At 63.6% G+C, this 16,235-nt stretch carries 15 protein-coding genes; 13 read left to right on the top strand and 2 right to left on the bottom strand.

Features of this window, described 5'->3' with window-relative positions:
• The first annotated feature begins 7 nt into the window (after positions 1-7).
• From LCM4577_RS23065 to lpxB, 13 genes are all read left to right on the top strand, one after another.
• Positions 8-535, top strand: a complete 528-nt coding sequence (locus LCM4577_RS23065; protein ID WP_071029801.1) for a nuclear transport factor 2 family protein — start codon at positions 8-10, stop codon at positions 533-535.
• 35 nt (positions 536-570) lie between these two features.
• The gene (locus LCM4577_RS23060; RefSeq protein ID WP_071073598.1) at positions 571-1,680 is read left to right on the top strand and encodes an aldo/keto reductase; all 1,110 of its coding nucleotides are present in this window, start codon (positions 571-573) and stop codon (positions 1,678-1,680) included.
• Positions 1,681-1,865: 185 nt separating this feature from the next.
• Positions 1,866-2,588 carry a UMP kinase gene (pyrH, locus tag LCM4577_RS23055; RefSeq protein ID WP_040987265.1) on the top strand — a complete coding sequence of 241 codons (723 nt, stop codon included), beginning with the start codon at positions 1,866-1,868 and terminating at the stop codon, positions 2,586-2,588.
• Between the two features lie 91 nt (positions 2,589-2,679).
• Positions 2,680-3,234 carry a ribosome recycling factor gene (gene frr / locus LCM4577_RS23050; protein ID WP_082048627.1) on the top strand — a complete coding sequence of 185 codons (555 nt, stop codon included), beginning with the start codon at positions 2,680-2,682 and terminating at the stop codon, positions 3,232-3,234.
• Positions 3,235-3,264: 30 nt separating this feature from the next.
• On the top strand, positions 3,265-3,984 hold the full coding sequence (locus LCM4577_RS23045; RefSeq protein ID WP_083354817.1) for an isoprenyl transferase: 720 nt from the start codon (positions 3,265-3,267) through the stop codon (positions 3,982-3,984).
• A gap of 12 nt (positions 3,985-3,996) precedes the next feature.
• Positions 3,997-4,812, top strand: coding sequence for a phosphatidate cytidylyltransferase (locus tag LCM4577_RS23040; RefSeq protein WP_071029803.1), 816 nt, complete (start codon positions 3,997-3,999; stop codon positions 4,810-4,812).
• A 104-nt stretch (positions 4,813-4,916) separates the two neighbouring features.
• Positions 4,917-6,059 carry an RIP metalloprotease RseP gene (gene rseP / locus LCM4577_RS23035; protein WP_071029805.1) on the top strand — a complete coding sequence of 381 codons (1,143 nt, stop codon included), beginning with the start codon at positions 4,917-4,919 and terminating at the stop codon, positions 6,057-6,059.
• A gap of 218 nt (positions 6,060-6,277) precedes the next feature.
• Positions 6,278-8,647, top strand: a complete 2,370-nt coding sequence (bamA, locus tag LCM4577_RS23030) for an outer membrane protein assembly factor BamA (protein WP_071029807.1) — start codon at positions 6,278-6,280, stop codon at positions 8,645-8,647.
• A gap of 78 nt (positions 8,648-8,725) precedes the next feature.
• On the top strand, positions 8,726-9,781 hold the full coding sequence (gene lpxD / locus LCM4577_RS23025) for a UDP-3-O-(3-hydroxymyristoyl)glucosamine N-acyltransferase (protein WP_071029809.1): 1,056 nt from the start codon (positions 8,726-8,728) through the stop codon (positions 9,779-9,781).
• Positions 9,774-10,235 (top strand): 3-hydroxyacyl-ACP dehydratase FabZ, encoded by a 462-nt coding sequence (gene fabZ, locus LCM4577_RS23020; protein ID WP_040987270.1) that lies wholly within the window; start codon positions 9,774-9,776, stop codon positions 10,233-10,235. The genes lpxD and fabZ overlap by 8 nt, the downstream gene beginning before the upstream one ends.
• A 15-nt stretch (positions 10,236-10,250) precedes the next feature.
• Entirely contained in the window at positions 10,251-11,093 is an 843-nt protein-coding gene (gene lpxA, locus LCM4577_RS23015; RefSeq protein ID WP_071073596.1) for an acyl-ACP--UDP-N-acetylglucosamine O-acyltransferase, read from the top strand.
• On the top strand, positions 11,074-11,997 hold the full coding sequence (locus tag LCM4577_RS23010) for an LpxI family protein (protein ID WP_371410070.1): 924 nt from the start codon (positions 11,074-11,076) through the stop codon (positions 11,995-11,997). Before lpxA ends, LCM4577_RS23010 begins: the two co-directional genes overlap by 20 nt.
• A complete protein-coding gene (gene lpxB / locus LCM4577_RS23005; RefSeq protein ID WP_071073594.1) occupies positions 11,987-13,168 on the top strand; it encodes a lipid-A-disaccharide synthase in 1,182 nt (393 codons plus the stop codon). Before LCM4577_RS23010 ends, lpxB begins: the two co-directional genes overlap by 11 nt.
• Before the next feature lie 61 nt (positions 13,169-13,229).
• On the opposite strand, the gene gltA is transcribed toward lpxB, so the two are convergent.
• Positions 13,230-14,558 carry a citrate synthase gene (gltA, locus tag LCM4577_RS23000; RefSeq protein WP_071073592.1) on the bottom strand — a complete coding sequence of 443 codons (1,329 nt, stop codon included), beginning with the start codon at positions 14,556-14,558 and terminating at the stop codon, positions 13,230-13,232.
• A 183-nt stretch (positions 14,559-14,741) separates the two neighbouring features.
• Entirely contained in the window at positions 14,742-16,166 is a 1,425-nt protein-coding gene (gene gltX / locus LCM4577_RS22995) for a glutamate--tRNA ligase (RefSeq protein WP_071029817.1), read from the bottom strand.
• Between the last annotated feature and the right edge of the window lie 69 nt (positions 16,167-16,235).

Raw genomic sequence — 16,235 nt, 5'->3', positions numbered from 1 at the left:
AGACGAAATGAACGCGTTGAGACATGTAACCTTTGCCGCGGGCATCGCGCTGGCGCCGGTCGATGCCGGCGGCGCCGAACCGGCCGGCTGGCAGGCGCTTGCCGACGAGCGCGCCGTCATCCGCATCGCCGACGCTATCGACCGGGCGGTGGATGCGCAGGACTGGACGCTGGCGCGCAGCTATTTCGCGGACCGCGTCACCGCCGATTTCAGCAGCCTATCCGGGCAGCCTGCGGCGAACATCGCGTCCGACGACCTGATCGGCGCCTGGGCGGGCAACCTCAAGGGCAGCAAGACCAGCCTGCATCTGCGCACCAACCATCAGGTCGCGCTCGAAGCCGACGCCGCGACCGTCCGTTCCAACGGCTATGCCTGGAACCGGATGGAAGGCAATGGCGATCCGCTCTGGGAAGTCTGGGGCACGTACGAGCACCACCTGACGCGCTCGGCTGCCGGCTGGAAGGTCGACGGCTTCACATTCCGCATGACGCATGAGCGCGGCAATCCCTGGGTCAAGGCAACCCCCGGCCAGTGACCGGCAGCAAATCAGTTCAGAATTGGAAGACCACCATGACCATGACCTATTACACGCTTGGCAACAGCGGCCTGCGCGTCAGCCGGCTGGCTCTCGGCACCATGACCTTCGGCACCGAGTGGGGCTGGGGCGCGGACAGGGACACCGCCCGCGCGATGTTCGACGCCTATGTCGAAGCGGGCGGCAATTTCTTCGACACGGCCGACCTTTACACGGGCGGCACGGCTGAGACCTGGCTTGGCGAATTCGTCGCCGAGCGCGGCTTGCGCGACAAGGCGGTCATCGCCACCAAGTTCACCTTCAATTCGGAACCGGGCAATCCCAACACCGGCGGCAATGGCCGCAAGAACATCATGCGGGCGGTCGAGGCTTCGCTGAAGCGGCTCGGCACCGACTATATCGACCTTTATCTTCTGCACGTCTGGGACAGGATCACCCCGGCCGAGGAGGTGCTGCGCACGCTGGACGACCTCGTTCGCGCCGGCAAGGTGCGCCATATCGGCCTCTCCGACGTGCCGGCCTGGTATGCCGGCCGCGCCCAGGCGATCGCCGAACTGCGCGGCTACGAGCTGGTCTCGGCGCTGCAGCTCGAATATTCGCTCGCCGAGCGCGCCATCGAACATGAATATGTGCCTTTCGCCACCCGTCATGGCACGGGCATCATGGTTTGGAGTCCTTTGGCCAGCGGCCTGCTCAGCGGCAAATACAGGCCGACGCAAGCCGGAAATGCCGGTAGGCTCGACGGTTTCCGCAACACCACGCATCCCGGCTTCCAGAAGTTCAGCGACCGCAACTGGGCGATCGTGGCGGAACTTGAGAAGGTGGCGGCCGAGCTTGGCCGCAGCATGGCGCAGGTCGCGCTCAACTGGGTGGCGACGCAACCCGGCATCGCTTCCGTGATCCTTGGGGCGACGAAGCTCAACCAGCTCGAGGATAATCTTGGCGCCCTCGATTTTTCGATTCCCGCAGAGCTTCGCGCGCGGCTGGAAAAGGTCAGCGCCACGCCGGCGCCGTTCCCGCATTCCTATTTCGGACCCGAGATCCAGGTCCGGGTGACCGGTGGCGCGGTGACCGGCGACAAGCCGGCCGGTTATTCGCCTGCGGTCATGATCGAGGGCGAAGCGGTCAGCATCTCGAGCAGCTGATCAAAAGACGGCAACTGATCAGAAGGCGGCTACCGGTCCGAAAAAGCCTGGAAATTTGCACGAGGGCGCGGCGTGACATCGCCGCGCCCTTCGTGTATCGGGTCAACCCGTCATGACAGCATCGCCGGATGAAGCGGGGGCGGTTTTGCCTCCAAATTTGCCGCGCCGAGATTTCGAGGAATGAGATGACGGTGAAGCCCCTCTATCGACGTGTCGTGCTGAAAGCGTCCGGCGAAGCGTTGATGGGCGAGCAGCATTTCGGCATCGATGTCTCGGTGGTCGACCGCATCGCCGCCGACATTGCCGAGGCGCGCGCGCTGGGCGTCGAAGTCGGCGTCGTCATCGGCGGCGGCAACATCTTTCGCGGCGTGGCCGTCGCCTCGAAGGGCGGCGATCGCGTCACCGGCGATCACATGGGCATGCTTGCCACTGTCATCAATTCGCTGGCGCTGCGCACTTCGCTGAACAAGATCGGCGTCGACGCCGTCGTGCTTTCGGCGATCGCCATGCCGGAGCTTTGCGAGAGTTTTTCGCAGCGCCAGGCGACCGCCTATATGAACCAGGGCAAGGTAGTCATCTTCGCCGGCGGCACCGGCAATCCGTTCTTCACCACCGATTCGGCCGCGGCTCTTCGCGCCGCCGAGATCGGCGCCGATGCGCTGTTCAAGGGCACGCAGGTCGACGGCGTCTATTCGGCCGATCCCAAGAAGGACCCGAACGCGGTCCGCTTCGACCGCATCAGCCACGCCGAAGTCATCAAACGCGGGCTTGCGATCATGGATACGGCAGCGATTGCACTTGCGCGCGAAAACAACATTCCGATAATCGTCTATTCGATCCACGAAAAAGGTGGTTTCGGCGATATTCTGAGGGGCGGCGGCCATTGCACGGTCGTCACGGACAAGTAACAGGCGCCAGGATCCGTCAAACGACTGCGGAACCGCGAACCGAATAACGATAGAAACAGTGAAACCCGGCGAACGGGTCGAGGAGATGATCATGAGTGGCGAGTACGAAGACCTGAAGCGACGCATGGACGGGGCGATCGCCGCCTTCAAGCACGACCTCGCTTCGCTGCGCACCGGCCGGGCCTCCAGCAACCTGCTCGACGCCGTCCAGGTGCAGGCCTACGGCACGGCGATGCCGATCAACCAGGTCGCCAACGTCTCGGTGCCGGAGCCGCGGATGATTTCGGTGTCGGTCTGGGACAAGTCGATGGTCAGCGCGGTCGACCGCGCCATCCGCGAAGCCAATCTGGGCTTCAACCCGATCGTCGACGGCACCACGCTGAGGATCCCGCTACCCGAGCTCAACGAGCAGCGCCGCAAGGAACTGGTCAAGATCTCGCATGGTTACGCCGAGAACGCGCGCGTCGCGGTGCGCCATGTCCGCCGCGACGGCATGGATTTCCTCAAGAAGGCCGAGAAGGATGGCACCATCGGCGAGGACGACCAGCGCAAGCGGTCCGACCAGGTCCAGAAGCTGACCGACGAGATGATCAGCACCATCGATCACCTGCTTTCCGATAAGGAAGCTGAAATCATGCAGGTTTAGGGTCGGGTTTTCCGGCTCGAAAGCGAGACTATGGCAACGCCCGCGCATGTCGCGATCATCATGGATGGAAACGGACGCTGGGCCAAGGCGCGCGGTCTGCCGCGGCTTGCCGGGCACCGCGCCGGGGTCGAGGCCTTGCGCAAGACGGTCCGCGCCGCGCCCGAGCTCGGCATCTCCTATCTGACTGTCTACGCCTTTTCGTCGGAGAACTGGTCGCGGCCGAAATCCGAGGTCAGCGACCTCATGGGACTTTTGAAGCTGTTCATCCGCCGCGATCTTGCCGAACTGCATCAGAACGGGRTGCGGGTGAGGGTGATCGGCGACAAGGAGGGGCTGCAGCCCGACATCCGGGGCCTGCTGCAGGAGGCCGAATCGCTGACCGCCGGCAACGAGGCGCTGACGCTGGTGATCGCCTTCAACTATGGCGGCCGCGACGAGATCGTGCGCACGGCGCGCAAGCTGGCGGATGCGGTCGCGCGCGGCGACATGGCGAGCGAGGCGATCACGGCGGAAAGTTTTACCGCGTCGCTCGACACAAAGGGCATTCCCGATCCCGAACTGGTGATCCGGACCAGCGGCGAGCTCAGGCTGTCGAATTTCCTTCTCTGGCAGGCCGCCTATAGCGAGCTCGTCTTCCTGCCTTGCTATTGGCCGGATTTCAGTCGCGAGCATCTGGCAGACGCCTTGCGCGACTTTGCCGGCCGTGAACGACGCTTCGGCGGGCTCGCCGCCCGCGATGTCGCGCTTTAGGCGACGCCGCGCATGAGCAACCTTCAGCAGCGCGTCATCTCGGCAATCGTGATGGCGGCTCTGACGCTTGCGCTCACCTGGCTCGGCGGATTGCCGTTCCGGGTGTTCTGCGGGGCAATCGCGGCGCTGATCTTCTATGAATGGACGCGCATGGCCCGCCCCGGCAACGGCGCGGCTCTCGGCTTCCTGCCCGAGGCACTGATTCTGATCTTCATCGGCGCGCTGATCGCCGGCCTGCCGGCCTTGTGGCTGCTTTTCCTTGTCGCGATCCTTGTGGCGGTCGCGGCCATCGCCGCCCGGATCAAGGGGGCAGCGCCCTGGGACGCCTCCGGGGTGGCCTACGCGGCGCTGTCCGGCTTTTCACTCGCCTATCTCCGTGACGACAATCATTCCGGGCTGATTGCGATTCTCTTCCTGTTCGCAGTGGTCTGGGCGACCGACATAGCGGCCTATTTCGTCGGCCGCGCCGTCGGTGGCCCGAAGCTCGCGCCGTCGATCTCGCCCGGCAAGACGCAGAGCGGCGCACTGGGCGGCGCGGCCGGCGGCGTTATCGCCGGAGTTTTGCTCGCAATCGCGGCCGGCGCCGGCAATCTCGTCCAGCTCGGCCTCGTCGCGCTGGCGCTTTCGATCGTTTCGCAGATCGGCGACCTGTTCGAATCCTGGGTCAAGCGCCGGCACGGCGCCAAGGATTCCAGCAATCTCATTCCCGGCCATGGCGGCGTCATGGACAGGGTGGATGGGCTTGTCGCGGCCGCGTTCGCGCTGTACGTCATGGGCTGGATCGCGGCGGGCGCCGAGCATCCGGCACTGGGGCTGTTTCCGAACTGAACGACGCAGCAGTAAGGCGAAAAATGGCGCACGCCACGGATTCGCCCGGATTGATGCCACAGTCGCGGTGGAATGTCGCGCGTGGGCGAATTTGAGGGCATGACTTGAACGACATCTTTCACGCGGTCTTCAGCACACAAGGCTTCGTCCTTGGCACGCTCGTGCCGTTTCTGTTCGTGCTGACCGTGGTCGTGTTCGTCCACGAGATGGGTCACTACCTGATCGGCCGCTGGTGCGGCATCGGCGTGAAGGCTTTTTCCATCGGCTTCGGCCCCGAGCTTTTCGGATTCAACGATCGCCACGGCACGCGCTGGAAACTTTGCGCCATTCCGCTGGGCGGCTACGTCAAATTCGTCGGCGACATGAATGCGACGTCGAGCCAGCCGAGCACGGAAGAGCTCGAATCGCTGACGGACGCCGAGCGCGAGGTCGCCTTTCACACGCAACCCATCTGGAAGCGCGCCGCTACCGTCGTCGCGGGGCCGCTGTTCAATTTCCTGCTGACGATCGCTGTGTTCGCGGTGCTGTTTTCCCTCTATGGCCGCCCGGTCTTGGAGCCGACGGTGGCCGAAGTCACCGCCGGCAGCCCTGCGCAGAAAGCCGGAATCCAGCCAGGCGACCGATTCGTCAAAGTCGACGGCTCCAAGGTGGAGACCTTCGCCGATGTGCAGCGGCTGGTTTCGGGCCGGGCAGGCGACGCCATCACCTTCACCATGCTGCGTGACGGCAAGGAAATCGACGTCACGGCGACCCCGGAGCCCATGGAGCAGCAGGATGCGCTGGGCAACAAGGTCAAAGTCGCGGTGATCGGCGTCGTCAACAATGCCGAGCTCGGCCAGCCACGCCTGATTTCCTACACACCGGCCGGCGCCTTGGCAGCGGCGGTCGAGGAAACCGGGCATGTGATCGAACGCACCGGCCAGTTCCTGCAGCGCTTTGCGCTCGGACGCGAGGACAAATGCCAGTTGGGCGGTCCGATCAAGATCGCGAAGATGTCGGGCCAGGCAGCAAAGCTCGGCTTCGAATGGCTGGTGCAGCTTGTTGCATTTCTGTCAGTCGGAATAGGATTTCTCAATCTCCTGCCGATTCCCCCTCTCGACGGCGGCCACCTGTTGTTCTACGGCGTGGAGGCCGTCATAAGGCGGCCGGTTTCGGAGCGGATGATGGAGATGGCCTATCGAACCGGGCTGTTCCTGGTGCTCGGATTCATGGGCTTCGTGTTTTGGAACGATCTGTTTGGGTGCTGAAATCATGAAGAAATTTGGCTTCAGCGCCGGTCATATTGAGATGCCGTTTACCATGCGTGGGGATATGCGTGACGCGAAAGCCACGCGGTACGGTTAAGTAAATACAAATTAACCGGGAGCCTTGCGTGTAGGGAAAATCCGGTTAATACGGTAAGGGAAAATACCGCACGTCCGGTTTTCTCGCCGTGGGGACTACGAGAAAAAGGTACAAAAGCCCGATGAAGGCAGCATCCAAGTTTCTGAGCGCCGCTTCCGCGGCGGCTTTGTCCGCCGCTCTGGTCGTGCCAGGCGCGCTCGCAGTGCAGTTGGCCGCCACATCCGTGGCCGAGGCCGCGGTCATTTCGCGGGTCGAGGTCAGCGGCAACCAGCGCGTCGACGCCGAGACCATCCGCAATTACATCTCGATCAAGCCGGGCAAGCCTTTCTCCAGTTCCGATATCGACGACGCCGTCAAGGCGCTGTTCGGCACCGGGCTGTTCTCGGACGTCCAGATCAACCAGGTCGGTTCGAGCCTGGTCGTCAAGGTTTCCGAATACAAGGTCGTCAACCAGGTCCTGTTCCAGGGCAACAAGAAGCTGAAGGACAACGCGCTGCAGGCCGCTATCCAGCTGAAGCCGCGCGCGACCTTCTCGCAGCAGGCGCTCGACGCCGATGTCGAGGCGGTCAAGACGGCCTATAAGCGCATTGGCCGTGACGACGCCGCCGTGACCACCCAGATCATGGATCTCGGCGACAACCGCGTGAACGTGGTCTTCAACATCAACGAAGGCGGCCGCACCCAGATCGCGGCGATCAATTTCGTCGGCAACCACGCCTATTCCAGCCGCCGCCTGTCGGACGTCATCAACACCAAGCGCTCGTCCTGGCTGTCCTTCGTGCTGCGCGACGACGTCTACGACGAGGACAAGCTGCGCGCCGACCAGGAGCTGCTGCGCCGCTTCTACTACAATCACGGCTATGCCGACTTCCAGGTCGTTTCCGCCGTCGGCGAGCTTGACGACACCACCAACAAATACACGGTCACCATCACCGTGCAGGAAGGCGACCGCTACACGTTCGGCGACGTCAGCGTGGAAAGCACCATTCCCGAAGTCGATTCGAAGGCGCTGCAATCGGTCGTCGAAACCCATAAGGGCGACGTCTACAACGCCAAGGACGTCGAGGATTCGATCGTCGCGTTGACCGAGAAGGTCGCGGGCTCGGGCTATGCCTTCGCCCAGGTGACGCCGCGCGGCGACCGCAACTTCGAGAACCACACCATCTCGGTCGTCTACACCATCGACCAGGGCACCAAGGCCTATATCGAGCGCATCGAAATCCGCGGCAACGACCGCACGCGCGACTATGTCATCCGCCGCGAATTCGATGTCAGCGAGGGCGACGCCTTCAACCAGGTTCTCATCCAGCGCGCGAAGAAGCGGCTGGAAAACCTTGACTACTTCCAGTCCGTCGAAATTTCGACCGTTCCTGGCTCGGCGCCCGACCAGGTCGTGCTGGTGGTCAATGTGGTCGAGAAGTCGACCGGCGAGTTCTCGGTCGGCGCCGGCTATTCGACCGGCGGCGACACGCCCGGACCCTCGATCGAGGGCTCGATCACGGAGCGCAACTTCCTCGGCCGCGGCCAGTACATCAAGCTGTCGGCCGGCGGCGGCAAGCATTCGCGCGACTTCGCCCTGTCCTTCACCGAGCCTTACTTCCTCGGCCGGCGCATCGCGGCAGGCTTCGATATCTACAAGTCGACCCGCGAATACGATCACTACGACACGGACACCACCGGCGCGACTATTCGCTTCGGCCTGCCGATCACGGACAGCGTTTCAACGCAGCTGGCGTATAACATCTCGCAGGAAAAGTATGACTACCCAGACCATTGCTTGACTGACGGTTCGCTAGACCCTGCGAAGTGTGATGTTTCGGACGCAATTCAAGCTGGTATCGCAGAAAGCCCTTGGCTGAAGTCATCGGTCAGCCTGGGCCTTGTCTACAACACGATCGACGACATGAAGAACCCGCATGAGGGTCTCTACATCACCGGTACCACCGAATTTGCCGGCCTCGGCGGCGATGCCAAGTGGGTGAAGGTGACTGGGCGAGCGAGCGTCTATGAGACCTTGTCGGAGCAGCTTGACCTTGTCGGTCTCGTTTCGGGCGGCGCCGGTTACATTGCTGGCTACGGCAATGGTGATCTGCGCATCTTTGATCACTTCCAGAGCAATGACCGCATGATCCGCGGTTTCGAATACGGCGGTATCGGTCCAGTAGACAGCAACGGGGCAGGCGATCATCTCGGTGGTACGACCTATTTCAATGCTTCGGCGGAGGCCCAGTTCCCGCTTCCAGTCATTCCGGAGAGCTTCGGCTTGCGCGGTGCGGTATTTGCCGATGCGGCAACCCTTTATGGCAACAAGCTTGATCCGAGCCTGGTCGATCAGTCGTCTGTGGGCATGAAGCTACGGGCCTCGGTCGGTGTCGGTCTGATGTGGGCTTCGCCGTTCGGCCCGATCCGCATCGACTACGCGATCCCGGTCAAGAAAGAGCCGACCGACAAAACGCAGGAATTCAACTTCGGTATCGCGACCCGCTTCTGATGTCGTGGTTGCGATCGTTCCGGGCCGGTTGACGGCCCGGAGTGGACTGATCCGACCCAGCTGGATATTGCTTCTGGAATGACCGATCCGGTGTTCTTCGCGCCTTCACGCCGGTATACAGCTGGCGAGGTCGCGAATCTGACCGGCGCCAGCCTGCTCGATTCCGCGCAGGCCGAAATTGCCATCGAGGCGCTGGCTCCAGCAAATGAGGGTGGCGACGGCGCGCTCGTCTTTGTCGACGGCAAGCGCAATTTCGCGCTTATGCCGTCGCTCAGGGCGGCCGCGGTTCTGTGCCCCGCCGATTTTGCCGGCAAGGCGCCGCCGGGCATCGCCGTGCTCATGCATCCACGTCCGCAACAGGCTTTCGCCATGGTCGGACGCCTGTTGTTTCCGCAAGCCGCCACGCCGGCGCCAATGACCGGAGAAACCGGCATATCGGCGCATGCGTTTATCGATCCATCCGCGCATATCGAGGACGGGGCGATCGTGGAGGCCGGCGCGGTGATCGGCCCCGGCGTGTCCGTCGGCAGCGGCACGGTCGTAGCGCCCCACGCCGTTGTCGGCCGCTCCTGCCAGATCGGCCGCGACGGCTTCATCGGCCCCGGCGCCAGCATTCAATATGCGCTTGTCGGCAATCGCGTCATCATCCATGGCGGCGCACGGATCGGCCAGGATGGTTTCGGCTTCGTCGGCGGCGCCAAAGGGCCTGAACGGGTGCCGCAGATCGGCCGCGTCATCATCCAGGACGATGTCGAGATCGGCTCCAATTCGACCGTCGACCGCGGCGCGATGTCCGACACAATCATCGGCCAAGGCACCAAGATCGACAATCTGGTGCAGATCGCCCACAATGTTCGCATCGGCCGCAATTGCATTATAGCCGGGCTTTCGGGTATTTCCGGTTCCGTCGTTGTCGGCGACAACGTCACCATGGGTGGCGGTGTCGGCCTCGCCGATCATTTGACCATCGGGCCGGGAGCCAAGCTTGCTGCGAGAAGCGGATTCATGAACAACGTGCCGGCAGGCGAGGTCTGGGGAGGTTACCCGGCGCAGCCCATGGCGGAAGCCATGCGCGAGATAGCGATGCTGCGCAAGATGGCCAGGACGCGCAAGCAAGGCGACGGAAATGGCTGACATGGTGGCAACGACACTCGAAGCGGTCGACATCATGGGGCTCATGAAGCTCCTGCCGCACCGCTATCCGTTCCTGCTGATCGATCGCATCGTCGATATCGACGGYGACGACTCCGCCGTCGGCATCAAGAACGTGACCATCAACGAGCCGCATTTCCAGGGCCATTTTCCCCAGCAGCCGGTCATGCCCGGCGTGCTCATCATCGAGGCCATGGCCCAGACCGCGGGCGCGATCTGCATTCGCAGCCTCAATACGGAAAAACCCTCGCTGGTTTATTTCATGACCATCGACAACGCGAAGTTCCGCAAACCGGTGGTTCCGGGCGATCAGCTCAGGATCCATGTCAAGAAGATCAAGAAGCGCGGCAATCTGCTGAAATTCGCCTGCGAGGCGATGGTCGATGGCGCGAAGGCCGCCGAAGCCGAGGTTTCGGCCATGATGGTTACCGGCTAACGGTTCGAAATGCTTATGAAAGTCGAGATATCCATTCATCCTTCCTCGGTCGTCGAAGAAGGGGCCCGGCTCGGCAAAGGCGTCCGCATCGGACCCTTCTGCCATGTCAGCGCCGACGCAATTCTCGCCGACCGCGTCGAACTGGTCAGCCATGTGTCGGTGATGGGGGCCACGACCATCGGAGCAGGCACGAAGGTCTATCCGATGGCGACGCTCGGCGCGCCGCCGCAGAACACCAAGCACAAGGGCGGGCGCACCACGCTCGTCGTCGGTGAGAACTGCACCATCCGCGAAGGCGTCACCATGCATGTCGGCACGGATTCCAGCCGTGGCGAAACGACTGTCGGCGACAATGGCAATTTCCTCGCCTATGCCCACATCGCTCACGATTGCGTCGTCGGCAAGAACGCCACCTTCGCCAATGGCGCGACGCTCGGCGGCCACTGCGAGATCGGCGACAACGTCTATATCGGTGGCCTGACCGCCGTTCACCAGTTCGTGCGCGTCGGCGACAACGCCTTCATCGGCGGTTGCTCGGCGGTGGTCGGTGACATCATTCCCTACGCGATCGCCGCCGGCAATCGCGCCAAGCTGCGTGGCCTGAACATCATCGGGCTCAAGCGTTCCGGCCTGCCGCGCTCGGAGATTTATCTGCTGCGCAAGGTTTACCGGACGATTTTCGACCGTTCCCGCAGCGTCGCCGAGAATATCGAGCTCGCCAGGGCGGAATTCGCCTCCTCGTCTCCTGCCGCCATGAAGATGATCGACTTCATCGCCAGCGGCGGCAAGCGGCACTATGCCATGCCGCCGCTGAAGGGCGGTGACGGCGACGACAATGATGGCGATGACGAGGGCTGAGCCCGCCGAGACGCGGCTTTTGCTCACGCCCGGCTCCAAGGTCGGCATCATCGCCGGTGGCGGCAGCCTGCCGGTCGAGGTAGCGGAGGGCCTTGCACGGCAGGGACATTCGCCTTTCATCATCATGGCCGAAGGCGAGGTCGATCGCGAGGCGGACTTTGCGGGGTACGAGCAGGCGACGCTCGCGCTGGAAGATGTCGGCTCCCTGGTTCCGTTGCTGAAACGCCGGGATATCAGCCATCTGGTTCTGGCCGGCGAGATCCGGCGCAGGCCACGGTTGGCCAGGATACGTCCGACCCTTGGCCTGCTGGCGATAATCCCTTCCGTGGTCATGGCGCTGGCGCGCGGCGACGACGGGCTTTTGAAAGTGATCACGCGTGGATTGGAGAAGCGCGGCATCACGGTCATCGGTGCGCATGAGGTCGTGCCGGAACTTGCCGCCGGCAAGGGCACGCTGACGGTCACGGCGCCAAGGCAATCGGATTGGCGCGACATCAAGGCCGGCCGCGCGGCGGCCAAGGCCATCGGCGCCCTGGATATCGGACAGGCGGCGATCGCGATAGGCGGGCGGGCGATAGCGCTCGAGGGGGTGGAGGGCACCGCGGCGCTGCTCGAGCGGACAAGGGAATTGCGCGGCCACGGCAGGCTCGCCGGCAAGACGCGCGGCGTCCTTGTCAAATGCGCCAAGCCCGGTCAGGAACTGCGTGCGGACCTGCCCTCCATCGGCCCGCAGACGGTCGAGGCCGCGCATGCCGCCGGACTGGCCGGCATCGCGCTGGAAGCTGGCCGCTCGCTTATTCTCGAAGGCCCGGAGACGCTGGCGCGCGCCAATACGCTTGGCTTGTTCATCGTCGGCCTGCCGGCAACGGAGTTGGCCGATGAGGAGCCGGCTAATGGTCGCTGACAGGCCGCTCAAGCTCGCTATCGTCGCCGGGGAGGAATCCGGCGATCTGCTTGGCGCCGACATCGTGCGGGCGCTGGAGCGCACGGCCGGCCGCAAGGTTCAGCTTGTCGGCATCGGCGGCCGGCATCTGCAGCAGCTGGGGCTGACGCCGCTTTTCGACGGCAGCGAGATCGCGCTGATGGGCTTCAGCGCGGTGCTGCGTGACCTGCCACGGCTGATGCGCCGGATCGGCCAGACGGCGGCGGCGATCGCAGCCGAGCGGCCCGATTGCCTCGTCACCATCGACAGTCCGGACTTTTCACTGCGTGTCGCGAAGAAGGTTCGCGCGGCAGCACCAGGCATCCCGATCGTCCACTATGTCTGCCCGAGCGTATGGGCCTGGCGGCCGGGCAGGGCGGTGGCCATGAAGCCGTATGTCGACCATATCCTGTGCATCCTGYCGTTCGAGGTGAAGGCGCTTGCCCGTCTCGGCGGACCGCCGGGCACTTATGTCGGTCACCGGCTGACGCGGGATCCGGGCGTGCTTGGCGCCGCCAAGGCGCAGAGCCAGCCGCGCGATCTCGCCGCCGACCGCGTCAAGACGGTGCTGGTGCTGCCCGGCTCGCGCCGCGGCGAGGTCCGCCGGCTGATGGAGCCCTTCGGCAAGGCGATGTCGGCGCTTCGCCAACGCGGCCATAGCCTGCGCCTGCTCTTACCGACGGTGCCGCATGTCGCGGAGCTGGTGAAGGCCTCTGTTGCCAGTTGGGATGACAAGCCGGAAATCATCACCGAGCCGGAGCGCAAATGGCAGGCCTTCGGCAAGGCCGATGCGGCGTTGATCGCGTCTGGAACGGTTTCGCTCGAGTTGGCGCTTGCCGGCGTTCCGATGGTGTCCTGCTACAAGCTCGACCCGATCGCGCGCCAGCTCCTACAGCATATGGTGACGACATGGTCGGCGCTGCTGCCCAACCTCATTTCCGACCGCGCGCTGGTTCCAGAGTTTTATGACCAGTATGTCCGTCCGGAAAATCTCGCCAGGCAGCTGGAAGCGCTGTTCGYCGATACCGGCATGCGCGCCTGGCAAAAGGCGGGCTTCGCGGAGATCGCCCGGCGCATGGCGACCGAGCGGCCCTCGGGCGAGATCGCCGCGGAAGTGGTGATGGGGTGCATCAAGAGAGCGAATAGGGAGTAGTCAGTAGTGAGTAGTTTGGAGCGATAGCTCACTACTCACTACTGACCTTTTCACTACTCACTCAACGCTTCGCAATCGGCACGTAATCGCGTTCCGTGGCGCCGGTATAGAGCTGGCGCGGGCGGCCGATCTTCTGGTGCGGGTCCTCGATCATTTCCTTCCACTGGGCGATCCAGCCGACGGTACGCGCGACCGCGAACAGCACGGTGAACATGGTGGTGGGGAAGCCGAGCGCCTTCAGCGTGATGCCGGAATAGAAATCGACATTCGGATAAAGCTTCTTGGCGATGAAGTATTCGTCGGTCAGCGCGATCTTCTCCAGCTCCATCGCGATGTCGAGCAGCGGATCGTCCTTGATGCCGAGCTCGCCCAGCACCTCATGCGCGGTCTTCTGCATGATCTTGGCGCGAGGATCGTAGTTCTTGTAGACGCGATGGCCGAAGCCCATCAGCCGGAACGGGTCGTTCTTGTCCTTGGCGCGGGCGATGAACTCCGGAATGTGATCGACGTGGCCGATCTCGCCCAGCATGTTCAGCGCCGCTTCGTTGGCGCCGCCATGCGCCGGACCCCACAGGCAGGCGATGCCGGCGGCGATGCAGGCGAAGGGGTTGGCTCCGGAAGAGCCGGCGAGGCGAACCGTCGAGGTCGAGGCGTTCTGCTCGTGGTCGGCGTGCAGGATGAAGATGCGCTCCATCGCGCGCGCCAGCACCGGATTGATCTTGTACTCCTCGCACGGCACGGCAAAGCACATGTGCAGGAAATTGGCCGCGAAGTTCAGCTCGTTCTTCGGGTAAATGAAGGGCTGGCCGATATGGTACTTGTAGGCCATCGCCGCAATGGTCGGCATCTTGGCGATCAGGCGCATCGAGGCGACCATGCGCTGGTAGGGATCCGAGATATCGGTTGAGTCGTGATAGAAGGCCGACAGCGCGCCGACCACGCCGCACATCACGGCCATCGGATGCGCGTCGCGGYGGAAGCCGGTGAAGAAGCGCGACATCTGCTCGTGCACCATGGTGTGGCGCGTCACGCGATAGTCGAAATCCTCCTTCTGCGCCTTGGTCGGCAATTCACCGTAGAGCAGCAGGTAGCAGACCTCGAGAAAGTCGCCATGCTCGGCGAGCTGGTCGATCGGATAGCCGCGATGCAGCAGGATGCCGGCATCGCCGTCGATGAAGGTGATCGCCGACTCGCAGCTTGCCGTCGACGTGAAGCCGGGGTCGTAGGTGAAGGCGCCGGTAGTGCTGTAGAGCGCGCCGATGTCGATGACGTCAGGCCCGGTCGACCCGCTTCGCACCTTGAATTCATGCGTCTTGCCGGCGAGTTCGAGCCTGGCGGTCGACTCGTGCGCCTTGCCGCCCGGTTCCAGTTTTGTCGCAGCTTCGCTCATTCCCAAACTCCTTTATGTTTCCTCATGCCGGCAAGGCAATTCCTGCAAACGACACGTCGAAATCACCGGAATGCGCGAACTTGCCAATCGCATTTTAGGAGGTGCGTGCCAGATTGGGCCAAGGCCTAATGTTGCACTGCGAAACACACCTTTCAATGCCAATCTTCTTGGGCCAGTTCGCTCCTAATCGATTTGATCTCCGATGCGAGCCAGGCTTTCCTGGCGGCCCAGAACGGCCAGCACGTCGAACACGCCGGGCGAGGTGCTGCGGCCGGTCAGCGCGGCTCTGAGCGGCTGGGCCACAGCGCCGAGCTTGTATCCGCCCGCCTGCGCGAACTCGCGGATCGAAGCCTCCGCCGAAGCGGCGCTCCAGTCGCCCTCTATGGAAGACAATGCGCCATGCGCGCCGCGCAGAATCGCGCGCGCATCCGCGTTGAGCAAGCCCGCCGCCTTCTCGTCGAGCGGCAAGGGCCGCTCGGCGAACAGGAAACCCGCGCCGTCGACCAGCTCGACCAGGGTCTTGGCCCGCTCCTTGAGGCCGGGCATGGCGGCAAGCAGTTGCGCCTTGCGCTTGTCATCGAGCTTCGCGGCAAGCGCCGGGCCGCCTTCGAGATAGGGCAGGGTGGCGACGAAGATGTCGAACAACGCCTGGTCGTCCATCTTGCGCATATGGACGCCATTCAGCGCCTCGAGCTTGGCGAAGTCGAAGCGGGCAGCGCCCTTGTTGACGTCGCCGATGTCGAACCAGGCGATCATGTCCTTGATCGACATCACCTCGTCATCGCCATGGCTCCAGCCAAGTCGCGCCAGATAGTTGAGCAGGGCCTCGGGCAGATAGCCCATGGCGCGATAGGCCTCGACGCCGAGCGCGCCGTGGCGCTTCGACAGCTTGGCGCCGTCCGCGCCATGGATCAGCGGGATGTGCGACATCGACGGCACCGCCCAGCCCATGGCGTTGTAGATCACCGTCTGGCGCGCGGCGTTGGTCAGGTGATCGTCGCCGCGGATAATATGCGTGACGCCCATGTCGTGATCGTCGACGACGACGGCGTGCATATAGGTCGGGTTGCCGTCCGAACGCAGGATGATGAAGTCGTCGAGATCCTTGTTGGGAAAGCGCACCTCGCCCTGCACGCGGTCCTGCACGACCGTCTCGCCTTCGGTCGGTGCCTTGATGCGGATGGCGCCCTTGACGCCGGCCGGCGCCTCGGAGGGATCGCGGTCGCGCCACTGGCCGTTGTACCGCGGCGGCAGGCCTTTGGCTCTAGCTGCCTCGCGCATCGCCTCCAGCTCCGCGGGTGTCTCATAGCTGTAATAGGCCTTGCCCATGCGCACGAGCTCCTCGGCCACCTCGCGATGGCGCGGCGCGCGCTCGAACTGTGAGACGGCGTCGCCATCCCAGGAAAGGCCAAGCCAGGTCAGTCCGTCGAGAATGGCGGCCGTGGCGGCTTCGGTGGAGCGCTCGCGATCGGTGTCCTCGATACGCAAAAGCATCGTGCCGCCAGTGTGCTTGGCATAGAGCCAGTTGAACAGCGCCGTGCGCGCCCCGCCAATGTGCAGGTAGCCGGTGGGCGAGGGGGCAAAACGGGTGACGACCTTGTCGGACATGGAACTCTCGAAGAAGCACTGAAAAATGCATGTTTCGCGCAGACTTCCACGCGACCGGCGTTCATGTAC

The organism is Mesorhizobium sp. LCM 4577, from assembly GCF_001854795.2.
Taxonomy (GTDB): domain Bacteria; phylum Pseudomonadota; class Alphaproteobacteria; order Rhizobiales; family Rhizobiaceae; genus Mesorhizobium; species Mesorhizobium plurifarium.
Note: the sequence above shows the minus strand (reverse complement) of the source record. Positions and strands in the feature narration are given on the sequence as shown.

Excerpts from the sequence above, each read along its gene's own strand:
- LCM4577_RS23065 (WP_071029801.1), top strand. The coding sequence starts at position 8 with ATGAACGCGTTGAGACATGTAACCTTTGCCGCGGGCATCGCGCTGGCG.
- LCM4577_RS23060 (WP_071073598.1), top strand. The coding sequence starts at position 571 with ATGACCATGACCTATTACACGCTTGGCAACAGCGGCCTGCGCGTCAGC.
- pyrH (WP_040987265.1), top strand. The coding sequence starts at position 1,866 with ATGACGGTGAAGCCCCTCTATCGACGTGTCGTGCTGAAAGCGTCCGGC.
- frr (WP_082048627.1), top strand. The coding sequence starts at position 2,680 with ATGAGTGGCGAGTACGAAGACCTGAAGCGACGCATGGACGGGGCGATC.
- LCM4577_RS23040 (WP_071029803.1), top strand. The coding sequence starts at position 3,997 with ATGAGCAACCTTCAGCAGCGCGTCATCTCGGCAATCGTGATGGCGGCT.
- bamA (WP_071029807.1), top strand. The coding sequence starts at position 6,278 with ATGAAGGCAGCATCCAAGTTTCTGAGCGCCGCTTCCGCGGCGGCTTTG.
- lpxD (WP_071029809.1), top strand. The coding sequence starts at position 8,726 with ATGACCGATCCGGTGTTCTTCGCGCCTTCACGCCGGTATACAGCTGGC.
- lpxA (WP_071073596.1), top strand. The coding sequence starts at position 10,251 with ATGAAAGTCGAGATATCCATTCATCCTTCCTCGGTCGTCGAAGAAGGG.
- LCM4577_RS23010 (WP_371410070.1), top strand. The coding sequence starts at position 11,074 with ATGGCGATGACGAGGGCTGAGCCCGCCGAGACGCGGCTTTTGCTCACG.
- gltX (WP_071029817.1), bottom strand. The coding sequence starts at position 16,166 with ATGTCCGACAAGGTCGTCACCCGTTTTGCCCCCTCGCCCACCGGCTAC.